The organism is Bartonella sp. AA83SXKL, from assembly GCF_042196965.1.
Classification (GTDB): Bacteria; Pseudomonadota; Alphaproteobacteria; order Rhizobiales; family Rhizobiaceae; genus Bartonella.
Genome location: NZ_JBHIRG010000001.1, coordinates 299,331 through 322,143, shown reverse-complemented (window position 1 = coordinate 322,143; position 22,813 = coordinate 299,331). Strand labels below are relative to the sequence as shown.

The following is a 22,813-nucleotide window of genomic DNA, read 5'->3' as shown; positions in this document are numbered from 1 at the left end:
TTTTCACCCCCAGCTAAACAACCGTATATCCAATAATCCAAATCGCAAAAGTAACAATAAGAGAAATAAAAACTGTCGCCCAAGCAGTGACTGTTGCCTTTTCTTTTGCCAAAAAGCAAGGCTTCAGATCCCAAACAATGTGGCGAACACCACCAACCATGTGATGAACCCCTGCCAAAGTATAAAGAAACAAAATACACAATCCAAACCAAGAACTATAAATTTCGTAAACTGTTCTAAATGTCTCCTCGCCACACGCAATAGCAATTAACCAAACAGCAAGAAAAACCGTTCCAACATAAAGTGCCATACCCGTAATGCGGTGTGCAATGGACATGGCCATAGTAATTGTCCAACGATAAATACTTATATGAGGGGAACGAGGGCGCTCTTTTATCCTAGTTGTCTCTATCATAAAATATCCTGACCTGGTTTTTGCAACCGCAATGAACGAGAAAGTTCGCGCAAAACGACTAAACATACTCTCTCGTTTTTACTTGTTTGGCATCTCAAGATACCGATATTACAGGTCGGTTGTCTCAAATAACGGATTAAAGGTCACGCATAAAAAAACCGATTACTCTCCGGATATGATCCGCAAAACTCGCCTTAATCTAATACACTTTTATCTTCACGTCAAAGGTCTAAAATCTTTTCCAAATATAAACAGACATTTTTTCAGATTAAACTTATCCTTTTGAGTATCCACGATATATGCAATGGTCTCTTAAATTGCACCCATGATTAAGAATAAAAAGAGGAAAAATTGATAGATTAAACATTTTTATGTCCCCTCCAAGCCTTTTAAAAGGCAAAACGAATCAAGAAAGACACAAATAAGCGGCATAAAAGCCGCTTTTGCATAAAGTTTAGCCGATATAATCTTTACTCAGAAACTTGCTTTTCAACATCTGTGCTGACAGATGCTGCTTCTACTTTCTCAACAACCTTTTCAGCTTTTTTCCGATAATCTCTCTTTTCAGCGATACGCGCAGCTTTACCTCTCAAGCCACGCAGATAATAGAGTTTTGCACGGCGCACTTTACCACGGCGCACCAGCTCAACACCTTCAATCAAAGGAGAATAAACAGGAAATACCCGTTCCACCCCTTCACCATAAGAAATCTTGCGTACTGTAAAGGTCTCATTCAACCCACCGCCTGAACGCGCAATACAAACACCTTCATAAGCCTGAATACGCGTCCGCGTACCTTCCGTCACACGCACCATGACACGGACTGTATCTCCTGGCTGAAATGCTGGAAATTGGCGCTTTTCTTCAATTTTTGCACATTGTTCAGCTTCAAGCTGTGCGATAATATTCATTTCTTTTATCCTTCATGTTCTTTATCGAACAGTCAGAGCGCTCAACTCTTACCAAAAAAGCCTTTATTAAGAATAAGGAGCTCTTTAGGCTATGTCTTACACAGGAGCGAATACACCATTCCTTCATTTTAATTTTGGAACTACAGAAAACCTTTTATAAAAAACTCTCTAAAAAGAGAGCCATGCAATACACCACCTTATCATATGAATCAAGTTTTCTGATGATTTTTATTATAACGCGCATAAAGATCAGGGCGACGTTGACGTGTTAACAATTCGGCTTGGCTTTGACGCCAATCTGCGATCGCTTTGTGATGACCTGAGAGCAATACAGGCGGAATACCCCGCCCTTCGAAAAGAGAAGGGCGGGTATATTGCGGATGTTCCAGCAAGTCATTTTCAAAACTTTCACACCTTGCAGAAGCTGCATTCCCCATCACTCCAGGCAGAAGACGTATAATAGCATCTAAGATAACCAATGCAGCTGTTTCACCCCCTGAAAGAATATAATCACCAATAGAAACTTCTTCTAATTCTCGTGCTTCTATGACTCGCTCATCAACCCCTTCAAAACGTCCACAAACTAACGTTACACCCGTATCACGAGCCAAGCTATGCGCGTAAGCTTGATCAAAAGGGCGTCCACGTGGACTCATCAACAATCTTGGCGAATCCTGTGGACAGCAATCAAGAGCAGCCGCCAATACATCCGCCCGCATTACCATACCAGCTCCCCCACCAGCAGGTTTATCATCAACGCTATGGTGTTTGTCTAAAGCAAAATCCCTAATCTGTACCGTCTCCAGTGACCAAATTCCACGCTCTAAAGCTTGCCCTGCTAAAGAATACCCTAAAAAACCAGGAAACATTTCAGGATAAAGGGTTAAAACGCGCGCCTGAAACTTCATTTTATTTCTTATCCTTATTTTCTTAAACAGACTCTTAATAGCAAAAATAGCACAAACAAGACTTTTAACGCTATAGCGTTAATTTGAGTCTCCTTGATCTGCGCCATATTCAATACGATCCTTCTAAATACTTGCACTAAAAAAGACTCTAAAAATTCAGGACTATTTCGAGATAAAGTGCTTACAATATCTGCTCAAAAGAGCATTTTTAATATTTTCACACATTCCACTTTTTATTGACGAAATTCATCTGTTGTTTTTTACCTTCATCTTTATTTTTAGATTCAAGCTATTTCCTTTTTATCATTGTCTCCCCCATCAATTAAACCAGCGGCCATGGGATCAACAACAAGAAAACCAGAATCCATACAAATTTCTGGTACCGCCGCCTTACTAAAGGGAATAAGAACTCTTTTACCTGTATTCAAACGTATTTCAAGCAAATCACCAGCCCCGAAATTAAAAAAACCACACACTTCACCTAAGATTTTTCCCCCACAATCTTGGACACACAAGCCTATTAAATCGACTTGATAAAACTCATCCTCCATCAAATCATCAATTAATTGATCGCGCGCCACATAAAGGCGAATACCTTTTAAAGACTCAGCCGCATTACGATTTTCTACCCCTTTAAAACGTACAATCGCCTTATTTTTTTGTATGCGAAGAGTTACAATTTCATAAGAACGCCCCATATCATCATAAAGAGTGCTGTAAAACTTGAAACGCTGTGGCTCAGCACTTAGAATTTTAACAAAAACATCTCCTTTTATACCATGAGGCATACCAATAATGGCAAGATAGACTTTATTTTTAAGCTTTTCTTTATTATACTTCATGCAAAAATATTATCTCTCAAAAATGAACCCTTCAATCTTATAGTTTTCTATTCAATCTTGTTGCCATATGAGACAATCTTCTAAAAGACCTTTCTTGGTAACAAAAACAAATTAATAAAGGAGAAAGTCTTATGGCAAATATTATGCTATTTTACAAAGATATCACACCAATCAACAAAATTTCCCATAAAAATCTAAAATTTGCTCCTCCAAGTGATATGTCTTTTGCCAAGGATACTCATTGGGTTCCTTTAGCAAGTACTGAATATTTTCAAGCAGCACTAGACTATCCTATTTTATTTATGTGCGCCGAAGATGAACAAAAAAAACGGCACTACACATCCGCAGCTCTTGTCGGTCTTTCTAATGACGAAAATGACTATATCGCTTCTGATAAAAGTTGGAAAAACAATACTTATGTTCCTGCTTTTGTCCGTCGCTATCCTTTTGTTTTGGCACAAATTAGCAATGAAAAAGAACTTTCTGTCTGCTTTGATCAACAGTCCGGTATGTTTAATGAAGTTGCAGGAACAGAACTTTTTAATTCCGATGGCTCTATTTCTCCTTTTATGGAAGAACGTATTCGCTTTCTTGAAAGTTTTAAAATCGCTATGGAGAAAACCTCTGAGTTTATTGATGTTCTTGTAGAAATGGATCTTCTAAGCCAAAAATCCATCAATGTGAAAAACGATAAAGGTCTCTCAGCGCAATTGGAACATTTTTGGGTTGTTGATGAAGAAAAATTGAATAAATTATCAGCAAGCCAACTTGCCAAACTTCATAAAAATGGCTTTTTAGGATTAATTTTTGCGCATTTGATGTCAACACACAATCTTGTGAAAATACTCTCTCTCAAAGGTGAAAAGCAACTTATCAATCGTGAAGAGCAACCCCAAAACAAGAATGGTCATTCTAACGATGAAAAATCTAAAAAGAAAGAAACTCTCAACTAGATAATGCCTATCAAAAACGACAAGAGAAAAGATGAAAATATTCCTCTCATTCCAGCAGACCATGCAATTTTAAACGCAAGGAAAAATTGGTTAGAGTGTCTTATCCAAACACGTCGTATGTCAGCACAAACAGTGCAAGCCTATGAACGTGATACGCGGCAATTTTTGTCTTTTCTCTGTCAACACTTAAATCATACACCAACCCTTACAGATCTTGCTCATTTACGCATCAGTGACTTGCGTGCTTATCTTGCTTATCGGCGTACAAACAATGTAAGTGCGCGCTCTTTAAGCCGCGGAGTAGCAGGCATCCGTTCTTTTTTCAAATACCTATCACGTGAAGGAATCGTCAATGTTCCGGCGGCTCAACTTATCCGAAGCCCCAAACACCCCAAATTGCTCCCAAAACCTTTAGCGATCAAATCAGCACTTCATATAGTCAAACAAGAAAACCAGCTAGAAAATGAACCTTGGATTAGCGCTCGTAATGCGGCTGTCCTCATGCTTCTCTATGGCTGTGGAATGCGAATATCAGAAGCCTTAAGCCTCACACCAGAACAATTTTCTGATCCTGAAAAAACAAGTTTATTTATAACAGGAAAAGGCGGCAAAACACGCCTTGTTCCTCTCATCAAAATTGTTTACGAAGCTGTACAAAATTATCTCAAATGTTGCCCATATCCTTTATTGGATAACCAACCCATATTTCGCGGGGCGCGAGGCGGTCCCCTACAGCCCGCCATTATTCAGAAAACTGTACGCAACTTACGAGCAAGCCTTGGTTTACCAGAAACTGCAACGCCTCATACACTGCGCCATTCTTTTGCCACCCATCTTTTATCACGGGGGGGAGATTTGCGCACGATTCAAGAACTTCTTGGGCACGCTAGTCTTTCCACCACACAAATCTATACCCACGTCGATACAGACCATTTGTTAAAAATCTATCAAAAGGCCCATCCCCGTTCCTAAAAACGTCTCATCAAAAAATTAGAGTGTTTCAACCTCAAGTGCCAAAGCATGAACACAAGTAGCTAACTCTTCTTGTAAAACTTTATAAATCGCTCGATGTATTTCTACGCGTGTCATATTAGAAAAAGAAGAAGATAAAATTTTCACTCGAAAATGTGTTTCTCCTTTACCATCAAAAGCATGTTCATTATGAGGATGTCCCTCATGAAGATGACTTTCGTTAATCACTTCAAGCTTTTGCGGATGAAAAGCATCCTGAAGCTTTCTCTGAATTATTGTTTCTATAAACATTTTTCATTCCTCAAACAAAATGAACGTGCAAAAATACACCTTTTTCATAATAGAATAAGTGTGAAAACAAATTTTTCAAAAGTCAATTCTTGTAAAATTAATCAATTTTGCATAAACCAATAATATGACAATAACATCTAAATTATTCGATTCAATTCGCATAAGCTCAAATAAAAAACAAAAAGCTGAGCCAGAAGCACAACAGTGTCAGTGGGAAGGTTGTGAAAAAACAGGGTCCCATAAAGCACCAGCAGGTCGAAATCACGAAGGACAATATTTATATTTTTGTATTGAGCACGTACGCGCCTACAATAAAAATTTTAATTACTTCTCTGGTCTTAGCAATAAAGATATCGCAAAATTTCAAAAGGATGCTCTCACAGGACATCGTCCGACATGGCCTACAGATCTGAGCAATGGTACATCGAAAAAAACAGCCGCGAATTATGCAAAGATTCGCTCTGGCACAGCTGCCTATCAAAATCGCATGCGCGATCCCTTCACGCTTTTTACTGGGCAGCATTCAAACAATAAGTTCTCACGAAAATTAAAGCCCTTAGAAGCAAAAGCTTTTGATACACTGGGACTACAGGCAAACGCTTCAGCAGAAGACATCAAAATGAAATATAAAGAGTTGGTAAAAAAGCACCATCCTGATTCCAATGGTGGTAATCGTGCTTCAGAAGAGCGCTTTCGTGATGTTTTACATGCTTACAATTTGCTAAAAAAGTCTGGTTTGTGCTGAAAACATGCGCTTATATGAGTCTATTTTCATTTAGACCATCATTATTTGCGCAAAATGTTACTTTTTTTGCAAAACATTATAGAATACGTAAAAAAATCTTTCTTCAATATCTAAGGCTCTCATTATAGAGCATTGCATAAATACTTTAACTCTTGTATCGTTTCTAATGAATAAATAGCGTCCTCTCCCTTCCAGAAACATAATGACAAATCTTACCGTTGAAAATTTGCCCGATATTACACTTTGTGCTCGCGATCTATTTCATATTGAAACAGATCTGAAAGTCCCTGCTTTTAGCACAAAAAGTCCCCATGTTCCTGATATCGATCCTGATTATCTTTTTGATCAGCAAACAACTTTAGCGATTCTCGCAGGTTTTACCTTTAACCGCCGTGTAATGGTTTCTGGCTATCACGGTACAGGGAAATCAACGCATATTGAACAAGTTGCTGCACGTCTTAACTGGCCTTGTCTTCGCATTAATCTTGATAGTCATGTAAGTCGTATCGATCTTGTAGGAAAAGATGCTATCGTTTTAAAAGATGGCTTACAAATCACTGAATTTAAAGAGGGCATTTTGCCATGGGCTTATCAAAATAATATTGCTCTTGTTTTCGACGAATATGATGCGGGGCGTCCCGATGTTATGTTTGTTATCCAACGCGTTCTTGAAACCTCTGGAAAACTAAGCTTACTTGATCAAAGCCGTGTCATCTCTCCCCATCCAGCATTTCGTCTTTTTGCAACGGCAAACACCATTGGTCTTGGTGATACAACCGGTCTCTATCATGGTACCCAACAGATCAATCAAGCTCAAATGGACCGCTGGTCTATTGTTACGATACTCAATTATTTACCCCATGATAAAGAGGTTAATATCATTTGTTCAAAGGTCAAATCTTTTCAAACGGCTGAGGGAAAAAAGACAATTTCACAAATGGTTCATGTTGCTGATATGGTACGCCAATCTTTTATCAATGGAGATCTTTCAACTGTCATGAGTCCACGTACCGTTATCACTTGGGCAGAAAATACAACAATTTTTCAAGATGTCGGCTTTGCCTTCCGATTAACCTTTCTCAATAAATGTGATGAACTCGAACGTGCCACTGTTGCAGAATTTTATCAACGCGCCTTTGGACAAGAGCTTTCCGAATCACTCATTCATGGTGTTTCGCCTTAAGGAATCTGTCACTCATGGCTACCGATATTGGCGACAACAAAAATCTGGCAAAGGACTCTTCCAACAACACTCTTAATGCTGAAGCTTTTAAAAAAGCACTTTCCACCTGTATGCGTGCAATTGCAGGCACAAACAACCTTGAAGTTTCCTTTAGTCATAACCGACCATCTTTAAGCGAAAGTTGCGCGCGTTTACCAGAATTACCTCAATACGCAACGAATAAAGACATCACTATTACCCGCGGACTAGGTGATTCCATGGCTCTGCGCAAAGCATGGCATGACAACCGCATTCACATGCAATTTTCTCCACCAGAATCAGAAGCACGTGCTATCTTTGATGCCCTCGAACAAACACGTGTTGAAGCAATTGGTACTTTAGCCATGGAGGGACTTGCAAAAAATCTTGATGTCATGCTCGCCGATAAATACAAAAGAGCCCATTATCATAAGATTAGCAACCAAAGTGAAGCCCCCATCCAAGAAGCGATTGCACTTTTATTGCGTGAAAAAATAACAAAGCGCGCAGCTCCAAGAGAAGCGGGTTCTGTCTTAGAATTGTGGCGTAAAGAGCTCGAACAAAAAGCAGCAGCAGAACTCAATGAACTCCCACATTATATTTACAACCAACAAGCTTTTGCACAGATTGTTCGCCAAATGCTTGTTACACTCAAAATGACAGTGCAACAAGCTGAAGCTTCTAACAGTGAAAACAATAAAAAATTAAAAAATGCGTGTGAACCTCAAGACCAAAGAGAAGAAGAGAGTAACAACAAAAAACACGCTCAAAGTGAGGAACAAACCAGCACTGAACAAGAAAGTGATGTGCAAGATGATGGAAAAACACAAGCGACACAATCAAACAACAATGATCAAGCTGACGGAGAGCAAAAAAATGGACCTTGGCAAGAAAAGCCGAGCAAACCCAAACACCTTTTTTCTGATTCGGAACAAATGCAAAGACTTGGCAATTATAAAATCTTCACCCGTCAATTTGATGAAATTTTGGAAGCAACAGATTTTTGTTCTGAAAACGAGTTAGATCACTTACGCCGTTATCTTGATAAGCAAATCAATCATCTGCAAAACATCGTTGGACGTTTAGCAAACCGTCTCCAGCGCCGCTTGATGGCGCAACAAAATCGCAACTGGAACTTTGACCTTGAAGAAGGATATCTTGATACAACACGGCTTCCACGTCTAATTATTGACCCCATGCAACCCCTTTCTTTTAAAATGGAAAGCAACACCCAATTTCGGGACACAGTTGTTTCACTCCTCATTGATAATTCTGGCTCAATGCGCGGACGCCCCATTAGCGTTGCTGCAAGTTGTGCTGATATTTTGGCACAAACTCTTGAACGTTGTGGTGTCAAAGTTGAAATTTTAGGTTTTACCACCAAAACTTGGAAAGGGGGAAAATCGCGCGAACTATGGCTTACCCAAAACAAACTCCATAATCCTGGACGCCTCAATGATTTATGCCATATCATCTATAAAAGTGCTGATACCCCATGGCGTCGCGCACGACGTAATTTAGGTTTAATGATGCAAGAAGGATTATTAAAAGAAAATATCGACGGAGAAGCTTTGATTTGGGCTCATCAACGCCTTTTATCACGACGTGAACAACGTCGCATCCTCATGGTCATTTCTGATGGTGCTCCTGTTGACGATTCGACACTATCGGTCAACTCCAGCAATTATTTAGAAAAACACTTACGCGCAGTGATTCAAGAAATCCAAACACACTCCCCTATCGAACTCATTGCCATTGGAATTGGTCATGACGTCACACGTTATTATCAACGTGCTGTAACAATTATGAATGCTGAAGAACTCGCCGACGCCATAACAAAACAATTAGAAATACTTTTTAGTGATAAAAGAACTCATATTCATAAGAAATAAACCTGCCTTGAATCAGCAACGATTACATTTTAAAAAATTATCTCTATCATTAAACCATCGGAATTTGATGACTAACAACCTGAGAAGATAATCCCACAAATTGAATATCGAACTTTAAGGAAGCTTCTACTTTACTGGATGCATTATGAATCCTAAAAGAAATGCTCCAACCATCTTCAAAAATTATAATGAGTTTGTTTTTACTTTCTGGTTTTAGTGCAACGGATAAAATTTTGCTTGGAATTTTCCATTTACGACCATATCCTAGAGTGCCATTCAAATTAAAAGACTGAATAATAACCCGTTTTTGTTTAGATCTTGTATCTATCATAATCTTATAAAAATCATAAGAACCTATAACATACTGAAACAATAGCTTCACAAATTTATCTTGATAATCTAAACAAAGCCTTTGAAGTTCTTTAGAAAAAGCTTCTAGGATTGGAAGATAAACTCTGCTGTCTTTATCCTCTATATCTCTAAAGAACATCTTCTTATCTCTAAGCTCTGCTAAATAATCAAAAATAGGCCTAACCTCATTGAAATAAACGCTGCTACAAGAATAACCTGTCCATTCTTTACCAAAATCTATTTTACTGGAAAGGCGAGGATGTTTGATAGCGCTATGATTATGTTTTGCAGAAATACCAATAGGATTTTCAGGAACTTTTAAAATAATATCACGGACATCTCCTTTGATCCCAACAAAATCTTCCTGAAGAACAATAGTTTTCGTGTTTCTAATATTTTTATCATGTAACTGTAAAAAAACGGCTGCTTCAATAGAAGCAAGATTTAAAAGCCTTTTTTCAGTATCATTAAATAAATTATAAAAAGACTCCGCTATTTGAAAAGACGAATTAAACTCTATAGAAGCCTTTGTTGCTTTTTTAAAACCCATAGCCAAAGCATATTCAAAGGCTTTTCCATTTTCTACCTGATTCATGCAATTTCCTAAAGATCCTTACTCAAAATTACGAGTTCATTTGATTTTTTATTGTTTCCCATACCGTAAGTCCATTCAGGATTAAGTATTGTATGTCCTTTATAAAGTTCTCTAACTTCCACACAATCATTATAAGATAAAACCCATCCTTGACGCTTTCTCAAAAGTTCAGCAAGAGCTTGATGATCAAAAGAATTATGTTTATCGCCTTTGTGACCGTAAAGTTTTTGATTAATAAGGTACGGAGGATCACAATAAAGAAAATCGTTAGAGTGTTTAGGAATACTTTCTGTAAAATCTCTGTGTTCCACTATGAAGTTTTCAATCTTAAAATCTTTAAGCCGTTCAATAGAACGATAATTGAATCGGGGATGTCCTGGAGACATACCACCAGAAAGTGTCGTTCCGGAAAAAGAAGAACGATTAAGAACAAAAAAAACGGCAGCAATCTCTAATTGATTTTTAATATTCCCAAAAGTTTTTTGGAGATTATAAAACATTACGGGAGTCATATCTTCATATTCTCTCACTTTTTCTGCAAGAGCTGAAGCATCTTTCAAAAGCATCTGCCAAAAAATAACAAGCGGCTTAAAAGCATCATAAGCATAAACCCTTGTTCCTCTTTTTGCTAAGGTTAATTCAATTGAACCGCCTCCTACAAAAGGAGAACATAAAGTTTTCTGTTTCCTTATATAGTTATTAATAATCATAGGAACAGCACGACTTTTCCCTCCCGGATAACGAAGAGGTGATTTTACAATAGGCAACTCCCTAGTCTCTCTCTGTTTTTTCAAGGAAGTTAATACAAAATTATCAAATAAAGCCTCTGTATGATCTGTTTGATTTATCATTTTATTCATACTATCAGCTCCAAGTATCGCATTTCTAACCTACAATTACCTAAAATAAACACTCGAAGCGTTTGCCAAATTCTACAGAGATCGCATTATAACAAATTGTAAATTCATTAACATATCTGCACAAACATTTGTTACTAAAATAATGATAAATATCAGTATAACCAAATTTTAAAACTGTCAAAAAAGACTTGATACCATTGGTATTTATTTTTCTATTTATATACTACCCAAATGTATATCGAAATGTTTTTTCCTTTATAAGAACCAAGTTTCTTATAGCTCAAATAATCATAAGTAAGACATCACAACTCTTAACAAAACATTTTTGATCCTTTATAAGAGCTTTATTATCTGTTTTTAATGCTGATAAGATGCTCTTATCCCATACTGAATCAGTCAAAACCATTTCCTTACACATCGTAAGCATAGATGATGTATGGATAAATACAACTTGAGAAAAGAATCAAAATACCTCTTATAAATCCGCTTAAATTCTGCCCTTAGAGGACATAACTCCCCTCCCCTCTTCTTTAGCAAAACAAAAGAACAAAGACCATTATTTGTTACAAACAAAAGAAGAATCATCCTTTGAAGGACTTTGATAAAGAGGAAGCTTTACAATATTAAGAATTGTTCCATAAGGAATCAACATAAACAGGCTCATAATAATTTTTACCGAAAAATCACCAAAAGCAAGCGATAACCAAACTGGCATGCCTATCCCTCCCAAAACAGTACTCTCCACTAGTGAACTATCAGCATAGCCTGTTATCTTATCAAGAACAGCAAACGAGCTAGAAAAAGCAAGAGCAAAAAACAGCACTGTATCCAAAGCTGAACCAACCAACGCTGCTGCTAAAGGTGCTTTCCACCATGTTTTACGTCGCAAAGGAGTAAAAACAACAATATCAAGGAGTTGCCCAAATAAAAATGCAAAACTAGAAGCAAGTGCAAGCCGTGGTGTCGCCAATATCCAAGAAACAAAGACACCCGTAAAAAAACCAGCATAAACCACACGCCGCGCAGCAGATGGACCATAAAAACGATTGGTCAAATCATTGATTAGAAAAGCAAATGGATAGGTAAAAGCCCCATAAGTCAACAGCGCATTCAAATCAAACCAATAGACAGGATATTGAACTAAAATATTAGAAGCCGTGACAGCAAGGCACATTGCAAAAATAGAAAAAACAACATACCTTTTCTTTTGCTGTTCTAATAAAAGACCGCTTGAAGACATTTTTTTAACCTGGGATATGGAACCAATAAAACAGAGCGATCAAAAAGAAAAAAGCCAAAAACAATAACGCTGAAAATTACGCTGCTTGTTCAGCCTTCTGCTCACCTTCTTGCTCAGCTTTTTTCTTAACGATTTGGCGTTTTAACAAACGCGCACGTTGTGACAACTCTTTATCGTCTGCTTTAATCAAAAAACCATCAAGACCACCGCGGTGCTCAACAGAACGCAACGCATTTGCTGAAATACGCAAGCGATAACTTTGCTGTAACACCTCTGAAATCAATGTCACATTGCAAAGATTTGGTAAAAAACGACGCCGAGTCTTATTATTCGCATGGCTAACATTATTACCATACAGAACCGTCTTCCCTGTCAATTCACATGCACGAGACATAAACTTCACCCTTAAACTCTAAGAAACTTTCAAATCCCCATACCCAAAGGACACAATGAACGCAAAACACGCGCAATGCAACCTTGAACGGGCATCATTGAGAAGTTTCTTTCTAATAGGGGGTCGACAACAAAAGGTCAAGTCTTTTATAAAACCTTTTTCATCTCTTGTTGGCTCATTTTTCATCTTTTTCCTCAATAAGGCGTGCAAATTCCACCAAAACGCGTACAAAATGTTTTTTTTAATATATACATGTTAGAATAAAAGCCTATTGTCCCGAAAGGAAGCACAAATCATGAGCAAAAAAGAGCCCCCTATGACAAAGCTTCAGGGAAATTCTTGCCGTTTTTCTTCTTTTTTATTTGGAACTTTATGTATTTGTTTTTTTCTTCTCTTCAGTGCATTAGGTATATGGCAAGTACAACGGTTAAACTGGAAAACAAATCTTATCACCAGTACCAATCAACGCATTCATTTGCCCCCCATAAAAGCCCCTCCAAAAAATCAATGGTCAGATGTTACTTTTGAAAAATATGAATATCAACCTGTTATTATCACAGGAAAATTTTTAACAGATAAAAATATTTTAGTCACTGCTGCCGCTCAAAATACTACAGGCTATTGGGTTTTGACTCCTTTAAAAACTGCTGATAATACACTGATCTTTATCAACCGTGGCTTTATCCCCATGGATGAACGTAACAATTTTCAAAACACAGAGCAATCACATACAAATGCCTTATCTCAGCAAAATTCTACCACAGACACAGAACAAACAACGATTATAGGTTTATTACGCATGAGTGAAAAAAATGGATTTTTCCCGCGTAAAAATAATCCTGACAAAAATTTATGGTATACGCGCGATCTCCCCGCTATGGCACAAAAACTTGGTTTGTCCACTGTTGCTCCTTATTTCATTGATGCCAGAAAAACATCTCCACAAGCAAAACTTCCTGTCGTTGGTCTTACGATTATCCATTTTCGAAATAATCATCTCGTTTATGCAATCACGTGGTTTATTTTAGCTACTGGTGTGTTAGGAGGTTTTCTTTTTCTGCTACGGCAAAAAAACTAAAAAAAAATACCTCTTCCATCTCAAGTAACAAAAATTTTTAGAATCTTGAAAACTGATAAAGAGAATAAAAGCTACCAACTTGCGCCTTTGTTAAATTAAAGATCATAAGCATACAATGAACTTTATACCATCCACAAAAGATTTACGCGACACTCTTATCAAAAAAACATCATAAAATAGGGTTGATTCATTAAAGATGTAATGCCCAAAAATGTGAAGAAATGCATTATCTTCACTCTTAAAAAGAATTGTCATAAACGCTTTTGAAAAACATAAAGCCAAATTTTAAAATGATAGAAAAGATAGGCACCTATTTTTGCCTTTATAATTTTATATTCTTGCTTCATTAGATTGTTTCCCATTTCAGAGATTACTCCAATTGATATACGCAATACTTTCGCCTTCATCTAATATAAAAGCTAATATAGCAAAGAACATACGGATACATTTTTTGTTTCACAACTGCTATGAAGATGAGATATTGAATTATAAGCAACAAAAAAACATTTAATTTCTCAACGCGACTTTTATACCTATCATCACACCTCAAATGAGAGGTTTTTACAGGATAATAGAAAAAGGTGAGTCATCCTATATTCTAAAAAGGCAGTTTATCCTTTCAGTGTATTTTGCTAAAGGCTTATGCTATAAACGTATAAGCGTGTTTTACTAGAATTTTAACTCTTTCATTTTTAAGGCTTCTGTTATGGGTGTTGTTGCCAAAAATTTTCCCATACCTGATCTTCATCGGGTTCATCGTGTTCTCTTTTCTGTGTCTGATAAAACGGGTGTGGTTGCTTTTGCACAAGCTCTTCATGCTACTTACAATGTTGAATTAATTTCAACAGGAGGAACAGCCAAAACCCTCATAGCGGCTGGTTTACCCGTAAAAGATGTTGCTGAAGTTACCGGATTTCCTGAAATAATGGATGGGCGTGTAAAAACACTCCATCCTTTGATTCATGGTGCTTTGTTAGGGGTAAGAGAAGATCCTAACCATAGGGAAGCTATGGAAAAGAACAGCATTCATGGAATTGATCTTTTGGTGGTGAATCTTTACCCTTTTGAAGAGACGATCCTTTCGGGAGCTGATGGGCAAACGATTCTTGAAAATATTGATATCGGTGGACCGGCGATGATTCGCGCCGCGGCAAAAAATTATGCTTATACCGGTGTTGTAACAGCGATAAAAGATTATGATTCGATTCTAGCTGAATTAAAGCAGCATAATGGATGTTTAAGCTTATCTATGCGTCATCAGCTAGCAATGCGCGCTTATGCACACACCGCTGCTTATGATACGGCAATAGCATCATGGTTTGCACGGGATTTAGAAATTGAAACTCCATCGTGGCAGAGTTTTTCTGGTCATCTTGAAAACGTTATGCGCTATGGAGAAAATCCACATCAACAGGCAGCATTTTATCGCAATAATGAAAAACGTTTTGGTATTGCAACAGCAAAACTTTTACAAGGCAAAGCGCTTTCTTATAACAATCTGAATGATACAGATGCAGCCTTTGAACTCGTGGCAGAATTTGATCCGCAAAAAACCGCTGCTGTCGCTCTTATTAAACATGCCAATCCTTGTGGTGTTGCGGAAGGAGAAAATTTGAAAGAAGCTTATTTGAAAGCTTTTATGTGTGATAATGTATCGGCATTTGGTGGAATTGTTGCTTTAAATCAAATCCTTGATGAGGAATGTGCTGAAGAGATTGTTAAAATTTTCACAGAAGTGATTATTGCTCCTGATGCCACAATGGCGGCACGTGAAATTATTGCCAAGAAAAAAAATCTTCGTTTGCTCATTACAGGTGGAGTTCCTGATCCACGCTGTGGAGGACTTCTTGCGAAAACACTTGCAGGAGGTATTTTAGTGCAATCACGTGATAACGTGGTAGTCGATGATCTTAAATTGCAAGTAGTGACAAAGCGGGCACCAACTCAAGATGAAATGCGTGATCTTCAATTTGCTTTTCGTGTAGCAAAGCACGTTAAATCAAATGCTATTGTGTACGCGAAAAATAGCGCAACAGTTGGAATTGGAGCCGGACAAATGAGCCGCATCGATTCAGCCAAAATTGCTGCAAGTAAAGCAGCAGAAAGTGCGCAAAGAGCAGGCTTAATAGAAACTCTCACAAAAGGATCTGTTGTTGCATCAGATGCATTTTTTCCTTTTGCAGATGGTTTATTAGCAGCAGCTGAAGCAGGAGCAACAGCAGTTATTCAACCAGGAGGCTCCATGCGTGATGAAGAAGTTATCGCCGCTGCTGATGCACAGGGGTTAGCGATGGTTTTTACAGGAACACGTCACTTCCGCCATTAATAATTTTGCTGCTTTTCTTTTCGTATGAGACAAATGTTTCAAGGAATTTTTCATAATTATCGTATGACTATTGATAACTGTTGAAATGGAAGCAGTTATTCAATCCAAAGAATCTACACGTGAAGAAGTTTATCACCGCAGAAAATGCACATAATTTAGCCATTGATTAGGGATAAGATGTTCTTGTTGATATTTTTAATGGTTACCCTTTCGCATGAGGAAAATGTTAAAGGGATATTATCTTGTATGTAGATGCATACCTGCTATGATATTATAACACAACTCTTTTTAGTAATATACTCTATTCTTAAACTAAAGAGTGTAATGAAAAGTTTGAGTAGAGGATATGAATATTCTACGTTTTTATAGTAATTGGCGCCGTTATCGTCGAACCGTTAATGCGTTAAGTCGTCTTTCAACATATGAACTCAGCGATCTTGGAATTTGTCGAGGTGATATTGATTCAATTGCACGACGTTATTCGCGTAAATCTTTATGAAAATTGTTTGAGATATTTGAGAGAATGCTTTGCTATAAAAAAGTGCGCATTTTGTGGTTTGTTATTATGACTTCATTTTTAGTATAATAACAAAGAGCAGAAGGGTTATTTTTCTTGGCCATTGTAATGTATTGTTTCTCGAATTTTCAATGCTTCTGTGATGTACAACATTTGATTTGTAATAATAATTTAGCGTTATTCATATTAAATTAGAACCCCGAATACCGTAAGTTTCTCTCATTTCAAATCTATGTATGTTGAATCAACCAAAACCATTCGCCTGCACGTTACAAGCGGGGGGAGCTGTATGGATAAAAGCCATTAAGAAAAGGCTAAAAATGCCTCTTATGAACCATCTCTAGTGCCAAGAACTGTTACAAACATTGGACACTGATAAATAGTGTGATAGTGCCGAACTGCTCTTTCATAAGCATAAAGATGGGGGTGCTTAATGGATTTACCGTTATACCCATCACGGGCATCGTCGCAAAATAGGCTTGGAAGCGTTAAGGGATTTTTCTTTAAAATAAGTCCGTGAATATACAATAGCGCTCTGTTTTTCGTGAGGAGTGTAGCCCTATTAATGCAACTCTCTCAGAGAGAAATATTGATCCCAACATCACACTTAAAAACTTATCGAAGATAAGCAACTACTTAATTTTCTCTCCATATCTTTAAAGGATCAAAATCCTTAACTAGTACTCATCTGTCAACAAGGGTCTTTCAAAAACTTTTTTTCTGAAGCCAATCCCTTTAGCATCACCTCATGAGATTCTATGAGCAAACCTTGCCTAAAAACATCCAACCCATACTCCCAAAAAATGCTTCGTGTATAAAATTGATATGATCTTCAAATTTTGAGAATATTACCACAATAAACAATAATGTTTTGCGACACGCAATATAAAACGCAATATACTATGGGTTGGAACAATGTTCTAATTTTTTATCAAACGCTTTACGGATAAAACGCCAACGAACTTTTTCCTGAAATGCAGGACGAAAATATAAAACAATCTGTTGTGTCCGTTGTGGACCTGTTAATTCTGCAAAATCAATCGAATCTTCAAGACAAATATCTGCGTCAGGCGATATAAAATACCATATTTGTTCGCTCTTCACGTTCTCGTTCTTTACGGCTAAACACACACGTTTGCCATCATAGTTAACTTCAACTTGTGGATGAAGATGAAATCGAACAGCAACATAATTTTGTTCATTTTGCACACTCTTGTGTCTCTTTCTCCCTTTACTTGGCATAAAAAAGCGATCAAAACCTTCGATCGTATCTCCATTTGTCGCCAAAATAAGACCACGCTCATGAATAAGATTAAAGGGTCGCACATAACCATTATGACTCGCAATAAAACCCGTCTTCTCTGAATCATCTATACGGCACACTTGAACATCTGTTGGTCCATCAAACAAAAATGACGCGCCATTTTTCTTTTTATGATAAAAAGAACCCACTGAACAATCATTAAGCGTAGCTGTTGAATGTGCTGCAGTAACACGCCCTAAATGTCGATAATCTTCCCTCCCATCAGGATTAACACCGGTATTGATAATAAAACGGTGCCCTTGTGAAGACATTTCAAAAGACAAACACCCCGAACAAGCCTGCTGTGCTACAGAGCGGGGTGGAAACTTTCCTGTATCTGCAAGCACTGTTGTTTGATTGGCTTTTAAGCGCTGAAATCCTGAATAACGGGCATAACTAAAAGGATGTCCTCCTGTTTCATCAAGCTCCAAAAGTGATGATAACCGTTCCGACACAAGGGGACCAACCCCATTAAAATGGGCCAACGTCTGATCCTCATGGATAAAGAATCGTAAAGCTGGCAACATACGCTCAACAGAATCAATCAAAATACGGGGTGCCGTTTCATTGCTACGCATAAAAAGATGCCGTAACGACAATAAATCCGATAACAAATTCAGCAAAATAACAGGACTACGGGAAATATGCCCACCATCAACTAGGATTTGACGGGAAAGCTCCTCTATAAGCGTCGTTTGTACCTTTTTTTTCACTGCCACAGAAACAGGCAAAGCAAGAGATGCGAATGTCAAAGCCACTGCTGCTTGTAAACGTTGATCATTGTGCTCCATACTACAAATTGTCACGCGCAAATAACGAAATTGCAAACCAAGTGCACGCAAAAAGCGTTTTTCAAACCGCTCACTTGCCCCTTCTAACAACATTTTCGAATGACAAATCCATGAAATCAAGCGCCGCGCCACAACAGGACCACTCCAAGCAAGTCCTTTTACCTTCTTGCCAGCATGGTCAAACCAATCTTCTAAAAGAGAGCGTGCATGTGCAGAAGCTAAATCACTTCCTGCTGCCTCCATATGGCGCAACCAATGAAAATCATGTAGAGCCGCTTCCCATTCTAGCGTTGGTGGAACCAATGAAAACGGCGAAACAGCACCAGAATGAACAATGTGACCAGCAAAAGCAAAACGACCATGATAAAATTCATGCGCCATCATAGAGTCTGCTACATGCAAATCCATGGGATGCGCTAAAATTTTATGAGGACGAAACCCTGAAAATCGCCAACGAAACAATGGTCCAACCCATAAACGCCGCATAACATTCTGTATCGTATCGATACAGACTGCCACTTTTACCTGAGGAGCTTTTACCGCAACCGCCAAAATTTCATCTCCATTTATGCTGAATCAAATACAATTTCGACCATTTTTGTAAATGAAGCGTTAATTAAGCAATTTTTCGTAAGCGCGCAGCGAAAAAACCATCCATTCCTAAAAATACGGTTTTCTCAGCATCAAAATTTTTATGACAAAAATCCGCAGGCGTTGTCCGTAACACCCCCTCACAAAGTAAATGCTCCAGTGCTCCTATTTCCTCTGGACAAATAGGGTCTAAAACAATGTCATTGCGTGTCGACAAAATTTTCTCAATAAGATCTTCACCTTCTTCTCTTGCCAATGAACAATTGGAAAAAACAATCCGCCCCTCTACCTTCACCAAAGAAATTGCTGCGACAAGCAAATCATATTGCAACGCCGCTAACTTGACGATATCATCCTTCGATTTCGTCCATAAAATATCTGGATGACGACGGATTGTTCCTGTAGAAGAACAAGGAGCATCAAGAAGAACCGCATCAAAAAGCTGTGTGGGATAGAAATTTCTCACATCGCCCTGCCAAATGTGAACTGAAAAATGAAGCCGTTCCATATTTTCTTTTAAACGCTTTATGCGGTTAGCAGAAAGCTCAATTGCAGTCACCTCAGCCCCTTGCAAAGCCAATTGTGCTGTTTTTCCCCCAGGGCTCGCACAAAGATCAGAAACGCGTTTACCCTCAATACTCCCAAGTAAACAAGCAGGCAACGATGCAGCGAAATCTTGAACCCACCAAGACCCTTCACGATAGCCTGGTAAATCAGAAACAGAACACTCCAGACGATTCAATCGAACAGAACCATTGGGCAATACCACACCACCAAGCCTTTCAGCCCATCCACCACTATCAGATTTCACTGTCAAATCGAGAGGGGGTTCCACACTTTGAATTGCGATAATCTGATGTGCCTTTTCTGTTCCATAAGCTGACACTAAAAGTTGTCCAAACCACGCTGGAACACCTTCAATGGTAGGAACTTGTTGGCGTAAAGGCTCTGCCTCACGCGCAACATTGCGCAAAAGAGCATTCACTACCCCTGAAAAACGGCGCATTCGAGGATCAAGTTTCGCCACACGCACAGCTAAATCAATAGCCGCATGATCAGGAATATCAAGATAAAGAATTTGTGCAACACTGATATGCAAAAGATTCTGAAGTGAAAGTGCTTGTGAAGGCAAAGGACGCGCCAAAAAGCGTGAGAGAGCCGCCATAATCTGCCCTCGATGACGCAATGAAGCTGTTAAAATAGCCCGACATAACAAACGATCTCGTTGTGAAAGTTTTAAATATTGTGGATTTCCGTGTTCATTATCTGTCAAACCAGAAAGAGGCGTGTACTTATCAACTACCGCCCCAAAAAGACGCACACACACCTGCCGAACAGCTAATCCTGGAACATTTTTTTCAGACACATGCCCCGCTTTTTTGTGTTTCAAAACACCACCTTTATATCACAGTTTTCTCAAAAGCTCCCTCAATAACTCTATGAACGAGATCTTTTTGAATTTTCATAACGAAGCCAAGAAGGACGTTTTGTAACACGTTGAAAAGAACTGTTTTCCTGTTCACCTAATACATGAGTCTGACCACTATGAAAATCTCCATAGTTCATCCCGCTGCTTTTTTCATGTATAGCGTCTTCTTTATTCCATCCCACACTTTTGGCAAGAGCCCCTTTCATCTCTTCTGCTTGCTGATAAAGAGCAGCGATACGATTTGCAGTTGCTGGATGTGTCGAAAAAAGACTATCCGCTCCCTCACCGCTCAAAGGATTAATAATAAACAGATGCGCGGTTGCTGGATTATGCTCTGCTTCTTCATTATATACCCCACGTCCCCCATCAGCAATCTTACGCAATGCCGAAGCCAACCATAAAGGATTACCACATATTTCAGCCCCTCTACGATCCGCAGCATATTCCCGTGTACGGCTAATCGCCATTTGCACCAGCATCGCTGCAAAAGGCGCCACAAGCAATGCAATAAATCCTCCAATTGCCCCTGCGCCATGAGAATCTTCTGAAGAGTTACGCTGTCCTCCCATAAAGAAAGCAAAATTACCAAGCATTGAAATTGCCCCTGCAATCGTTGCGGTTAGAGTCATTGTTAACGTATCACGATGCTCAATATGTGCGAGCTCATGCGCCATAACGCCGGCAATTTCCTCAGCGCTTAACCGCTCTAACAACCCAGTACTTGCAGCAACAGCTGCATTTTGCGGATTACGTCCCGTCGCAAAAGCATTTGGCTGTGCATTCTCAATAACATAAATTTTTGGTTGAGGAAGAAAAGCTTTTTTAGCTAAATCGCTTACAATCTTATAATAAACTGGTGCTGAATGCTGATCAACTTCACGCGCCCCGTACATGCGTAAAACGATTTTATCTGAATTCCAATAAGAAAAAAAGTTTAAACCACTTGCCATCAAAAGAGCAATGACCATGCCACCACCCCCTCCAACAAGATAACCAACTCCCATAAAAAGAGCAGTTAAAAAAGCCAAAAGCATAGCTGTACGCATTATATTCATTACTCAAAAAACTCCATGATAAAAGTCAATCAATACTATATGATGGTGTTTTCTTTCTGCTTTTTCAATGGAATAGGTGTAAAATGAATAAAAAAGATGAGAAAACAAGCAAAAAAAATGCAACTGTCATTAAACAGCAATCTCTTTCTCCCGCAGCACAACGCGCCCTTAAAGAAGCTGAGGAAAGACGAAAACGCGCAACAAAAAAAGAACAACCTTTAGAAAACGGCGGACGCGGCGGCAAAGACCCTTCCCGCTATGGAGACTGGGAAATTAAAGGCCGCGCCATTGATTTTTAAAAAAAACCAGCGCGGTTTAAACAAGCAGCTTTTTAAAGAAAATCCGTTTTTGATAGACAAAAACGGATAATATTTATTTTTCTAAAGCTTTTAAAAACACGTTGATTAAACAACCATGCTTCTTATGCTGTAGCAGATTCTGCTTCAGCCGCTGCCGCTGCTTCTTCTGCCGCTTGCTTTGCTGCTGCTATACGTTCTTGTGCTTTTTTACCCGGTTCACCTTTATGTGGATTATTACGAGTTGGACGCTTTTTCAAGCCAGCTGCATCTAAAAACCGTAAAACGCGATCTGTTGGTTGAGCCCCTTGCGCAAGCCAATATTGGATACGTTCTTCATTAAGTTTCACCCTCGGTCCATCTTTAGGCAACATTGGATCCCATGCACCAACACGTTCAAGAAACCGTCCATCGCGCGGACTACGAACATCTGCAACGACGATATGATAGTAAGGACGTTTTTTTGAACCTCCACGGGACAAACGAATTTTCAATGCCATATTTTATCTCCTATTGTCAGCTCTGGCTTTCGTTTAAATTGACTTTTTTTGTTTTTTGCTCTTCAGCAATAACTTCATGATGACTCACAACTTCTTTAATAATAAATTTTAAAAATCTTTCAGCAAAATCAGGATCAAGATGACTATCTATAGCCAATTGCCGCAAACGCGCTACCTGATATTGCTCACGCAGAGGATCTACTTTAGGCAAATCATAATGGGCTTTTAAGCGCCCAACAGCTTTCGTACAACGAAACCGCTCTGCTAAGATATGAATCAAGGTTGCATCAAAATTATCAATGGATGCTCGTAAATGTGCCAATTCGTTTAATACTGTTTCCTGCATTATATTCCTTT

At 38.5% G+C, this 22,813-nt stretch carries 23 protein-coding genes; 9 read left to right on the top strand and 14 right to left on the bottom strand.

Translation table 11 applies throughout. From position 1 onward, the window contains the following. Positions 1-13: 13 nt before the first annotated feature. The 4 genes from sdhC to rimM all read right to left on the bottom strand — a co-directional run bounded on the left by sdhC (position 14) and on the right by rimM (position 3,076). Positions 14-415, bottom strand: a complete 402-nt coding sequence (gene sdhC / locus ACFINO_RS01190) for a succinate dehydrogenase, cytochrome b556 subunit (protein WP_375639816.1) — start codon at positions 413-415, stop codon at positions 14-16. A gap of 470 nt (positions 416-885) precedes the next feature. Continuing rightward, positions 886-1,326, bottom strand: coding sequence for a 50S ribosomal protein L19 (gene rplS, locus ACFINO_RS01185; RefSeq protein ID WP_375639817.1), 441 nt, complete (start codon positions 1,324-1,326; stop codon positions 886-888). Positions 1,327-1,535: 209 nt separating this feature from the next. Further along, positions 1,536-2,234 (bottom strand): tRNA (guanosine(37)-N1)-methyltransferase TrmD, encoded by a 699-nt coding sequence (gene trmD, locus ACFINO_RS01180; protein WP_375612244.1) that lies wholly within the window; start codon positions 2,232-2,234, stop codon positions 1,536-1,538. Between the two features lie 284 nt (positions 2,235-2,518). Beyond that, a complete protein-coding gene (gene rimM, locus ACFINO_RS01175; RefSeq protein WP_375634360.1) occupies positions 2,519-3,076 on the bottom strand; it encodes a ribosome maturation factor RimM in 558 nt (185 codons plus the stop codon). A 131-nt stretch (positions 3,077-3,207) separates the two neighbouring features. On the opposite strand from rimM, the gene ACFINO_RS01170 reads away from it, so the two are divergent. Together ACFINO_RS01170 and ACFINO_RS01165 are read left to right on the top strand one after the other, a co-directional pair. Then, on the top strand, positions 3,208-4,029 hold the full coding sequence (locus ACFINO_RS01170; protein WP_375634358.1) for a SapC family protein: 822 nt from the start codon (positions 3,208-3,210) through the stop codon (positions 4,027-4,029). 3 nt (positions 4,030-4,032) lie between these two features. Beyond that, positions 4,033-5,001, top strand: coding sequence for a tyrosine recombinase XerC (locus ACFINO_RS01165; protein ID WP_375654862.1), 969 nt, complete (start codon positions 4,033-4,035; stop codon positions 4,999-5,001). Between the two features lie 18 nt (positions 5,002-5,019). Here the strand turns inward: ACFINO_RS01165 and ACFINO_RS01160 are convergent, their stop codons facing one another. Continuing rightward, positions 5,020-5,292 carry a BolA family protein gene (locus ACFINO_RS01160; protein ID WP_375612716.1) on the bottom strand — a complete coding sequence of 91 codons (273 nt, stop codon included), beginning with the start codon at positions 5,290-5,292 and terminating at the stop codon, positions 5,020-5,022. A 124-nt stretch (positions 5,293-5,416) separates the two neighbouring features. On the opposite strand from ACFINO_RS01160, the gene ACFINO_RS01155 reads away from it, so the two are divergent. From ACFINO_RS01155 to cobT, 3 genes are all read left to right on the top strand, one after another. After that, positions 5,417-6,037, top strand: coding sequence for a J domain-containing protein (locus tag ACFINO_RS01155; protein ID WP_375612239.1), 621 nt, complete (start codon positions 5,417-5,419; stop codon positions 6,035-6,037). A gap of 202 nt (positions 6,038-6,239) precedes the next feature. Then, on the top strand, positions 6,240-7,220 hold the full coding sequence (cobS, locus tag ACFINO_RS01150) for a cobaltochelatase subunit CobS (RefSeq protein WP_375654860.1): 981 nt from the start codon (positions 6,240-6,242) through the stop codon (positions 7,218-7,220). 14 nt (positions 7,221-7,234) lie between these two features. After that, positions 7,235-9,130 (top strand): cobaltochelatase subunit CobT, encoded by a 1,896-nt coding sequence (cobT, locus tag ACFINO_RS01145; RefSeq protein ID WP_375654858.1) that lies wholly within the window; start codon positions 7,235-7,237, stop codon positions 9,128-9,130. Positions 9,131-9,179: 49 nt separating this feature from the next. On the opposite strand, the gene ACFINO_RS01140 is transcribed toward cobT, so the two are convergent. The 4 genes from ACFINO_RS01140 to rpmB all read right to left on the bottom strand — a co-directional run bounded on the left by ACFINO_RS01140 (position 9,180) and on the right by rpmB (position 12,570). Beyond that, the gene (locus ACFINO_RS01140) at positions 9,180-10,076 is read right to left on the bottom strand and encodes a HaeIII family restriction endonuclease (RefSeq protein WP_375620950.1); all 897 of its coding nucleotides are present in this window, start codon (positions 10,074-10,076) and stop codon (positions 9,180-9,182) included. A gap of 8 nt (positions 10,077-10,084) precedes the next feature. After that, the gene (locus ACFINO_RS01135) at positions 10,085-10,936 is read right to left on the bottom strand and encodes a DNA adenine methylase (protein WP_375620949.1); all 852 of its coding nucleotides are present in this window, start codon (positions 10,934-10,936) and stop codon (positions 10,085-10,087) included. A gap of 556 nt (positions 10,937-11,492) precedes the next feature. Beyond that, positions 11,493-12,176, bottom strand: a complete 684-nt coding sequence (locus ACFINO_RS01130; protein ID WP_375633586.1) for a VUT family protein — start codon at positions 12,174-12,176, stop codon at positions 11,493-11,495. A 76-nt stretch (positions 12,177-12,252) separates the two neighbouring features. Continuing rightward, positions 12,253-12,570, bottom strand: a complete 318-nt coding sequence (rpmB, locus tag ACFINO_RS01125; protein ID WP_375633587.1) for a 50S ribosomal protein L28 — start codon at positions 12,568-12,570, stop codon at positions 12,253-12,255. Positions 12,571-12,865: 295 nt separating this feature from the next. On the opposite strand from rpmB, the gene ACFINO_RS01120 reads away from it, so the two are divergent. The 3 genes from ACFINO_RS01120 (at position 12,866) to ACFINO_RS01110 (ending at position 16,473) form a co-directional block, all read left to right on the top strand. Next, a complete protein-coding gene (locus ACFINO_RS01120) occupies positions 12,866-13,648 on the top strand; it encodes an SURF1 family protein (RefSeq protein ID WP_375633588.1) in 783 nt (260 codons plus the stop codon). Between the two features lie 706 nt (positions 13,649-14,354). Then, the gene (purH, locus tag ACFINO_RS01115) at positions 14,355-15,974 is read left to right on the top strand and encodes a bifunctional phosphoribosylaminoimidazolecarboxamide formyltransferase/IMP cyclohydrolase (RefSeq protein WP_375654855.1); all 1,620 of its coding nucleotides are present in this window, start codon (positions 14,355-14,357) and stop codon (positions 15,972-15,974) included. A 346-nt stretch (positions 15,975-16,320) separates the two neighbouring features. After that, positions 16,321-16,473 carry a DUF1127 domain-containing protein gene (locus tag ACFINO_RS01110; protein ID WP_273790070.1) on the top strand — a complete coding sequence of 51 codons (153 nt, stop codon included), beginning with the start codon at positions 16,321-16,323 and terminating at the stop codon, positions 16,471-16,473. 918 nt (positions 16,474-17,391) lie between these two features. Here the strand turns inward: ACFINO_RS01110 and ACFINO_RS01105 are convergent. From ACFINO_RS01105 to htpX, 3 genes are all read right to left on the bottom strand, one after another. Beyond that, positions 17,392-19,137 carry a heparinase II/III family protein gene (locus ACFINO_RS01105; RefSeq protein WP_375642820.1) on the bottom strand — a complete coding sequence of 582 codons (1,746 nt, stop codon included), beginning with the start codon at positions 19,135-19,137 and terminating at the stop codon, positions 17,392-17,394. A gap of 64 nt (positions 19,138-19,201) precedes the next feature. Then, positions 19,202-20,566, bottom strand: coding sequence for an RsmB/NOP family class I SAM-dependent RNA methyltransferase (locus ACFINO_RS01100; protein WP_375634343.1), 1,365 nt, complete (start codon positions 20,564-20,566; stop codon positions 19,202-19,204). 47 nt (positions 20,567-20,613) lie between these two features. Next, on the bottom strand, positions 20,614-21,660 hold the full coding sequence (gene htpX, locus ACFINO_RS01095) for a zinc metalloprotease HtpX (RefSeq protein WP_375642819.1): 1,047 nt from the start codon (positions 21,658-21,660) through the stop codon (positions 20,614-20,616). A gap of 83 nt (positions 21,661-21,743) precedes the next feature. On the opposite strand from htpX, the gene ACFINO_RS01090 reads away from it, so the two are divergent. Further along, positions 21,744-21,959, top strand: a complete 216-nt coding sequence (locus ACFINO_RS01090; protein ID WP_375606032.1) for a DUF1674 domain-containing protein — start codon at positions 21,744-21,746, stop codon at positions 21,957-21,959. A 122-nt stretch (positions 21,960-22,081) separates the two neighbouring features. On the opposite strand, the gene rpsP is transcribed toward ACFINO_RS01090, so the two are convergent. Further along, on the bottom strand, positions 22,082-22,456 hold the full coding sequence (gene rpsP, locus ACFINO_RS01085) for a 30S ribosomal protein S16 (RefSeq protein WP_375634339.1): 375 nt from the start codon (positions 22,454-22,456) through the stop codon (positions 22,082-22,084). Between the two features lie 16 nt (positions 22,457-22,472). Beyond that, a complete protein-coding gene (locus ACFINO_RS01080; protein WP_375633593.1) occupies positions 22,473-22,802 on the bottom strand; it encodes a chorismate mutase in 330 nt (109 codons plus the stop codon). Positions 22,803-22,813 lie beyond the last annotated feature (11 nt).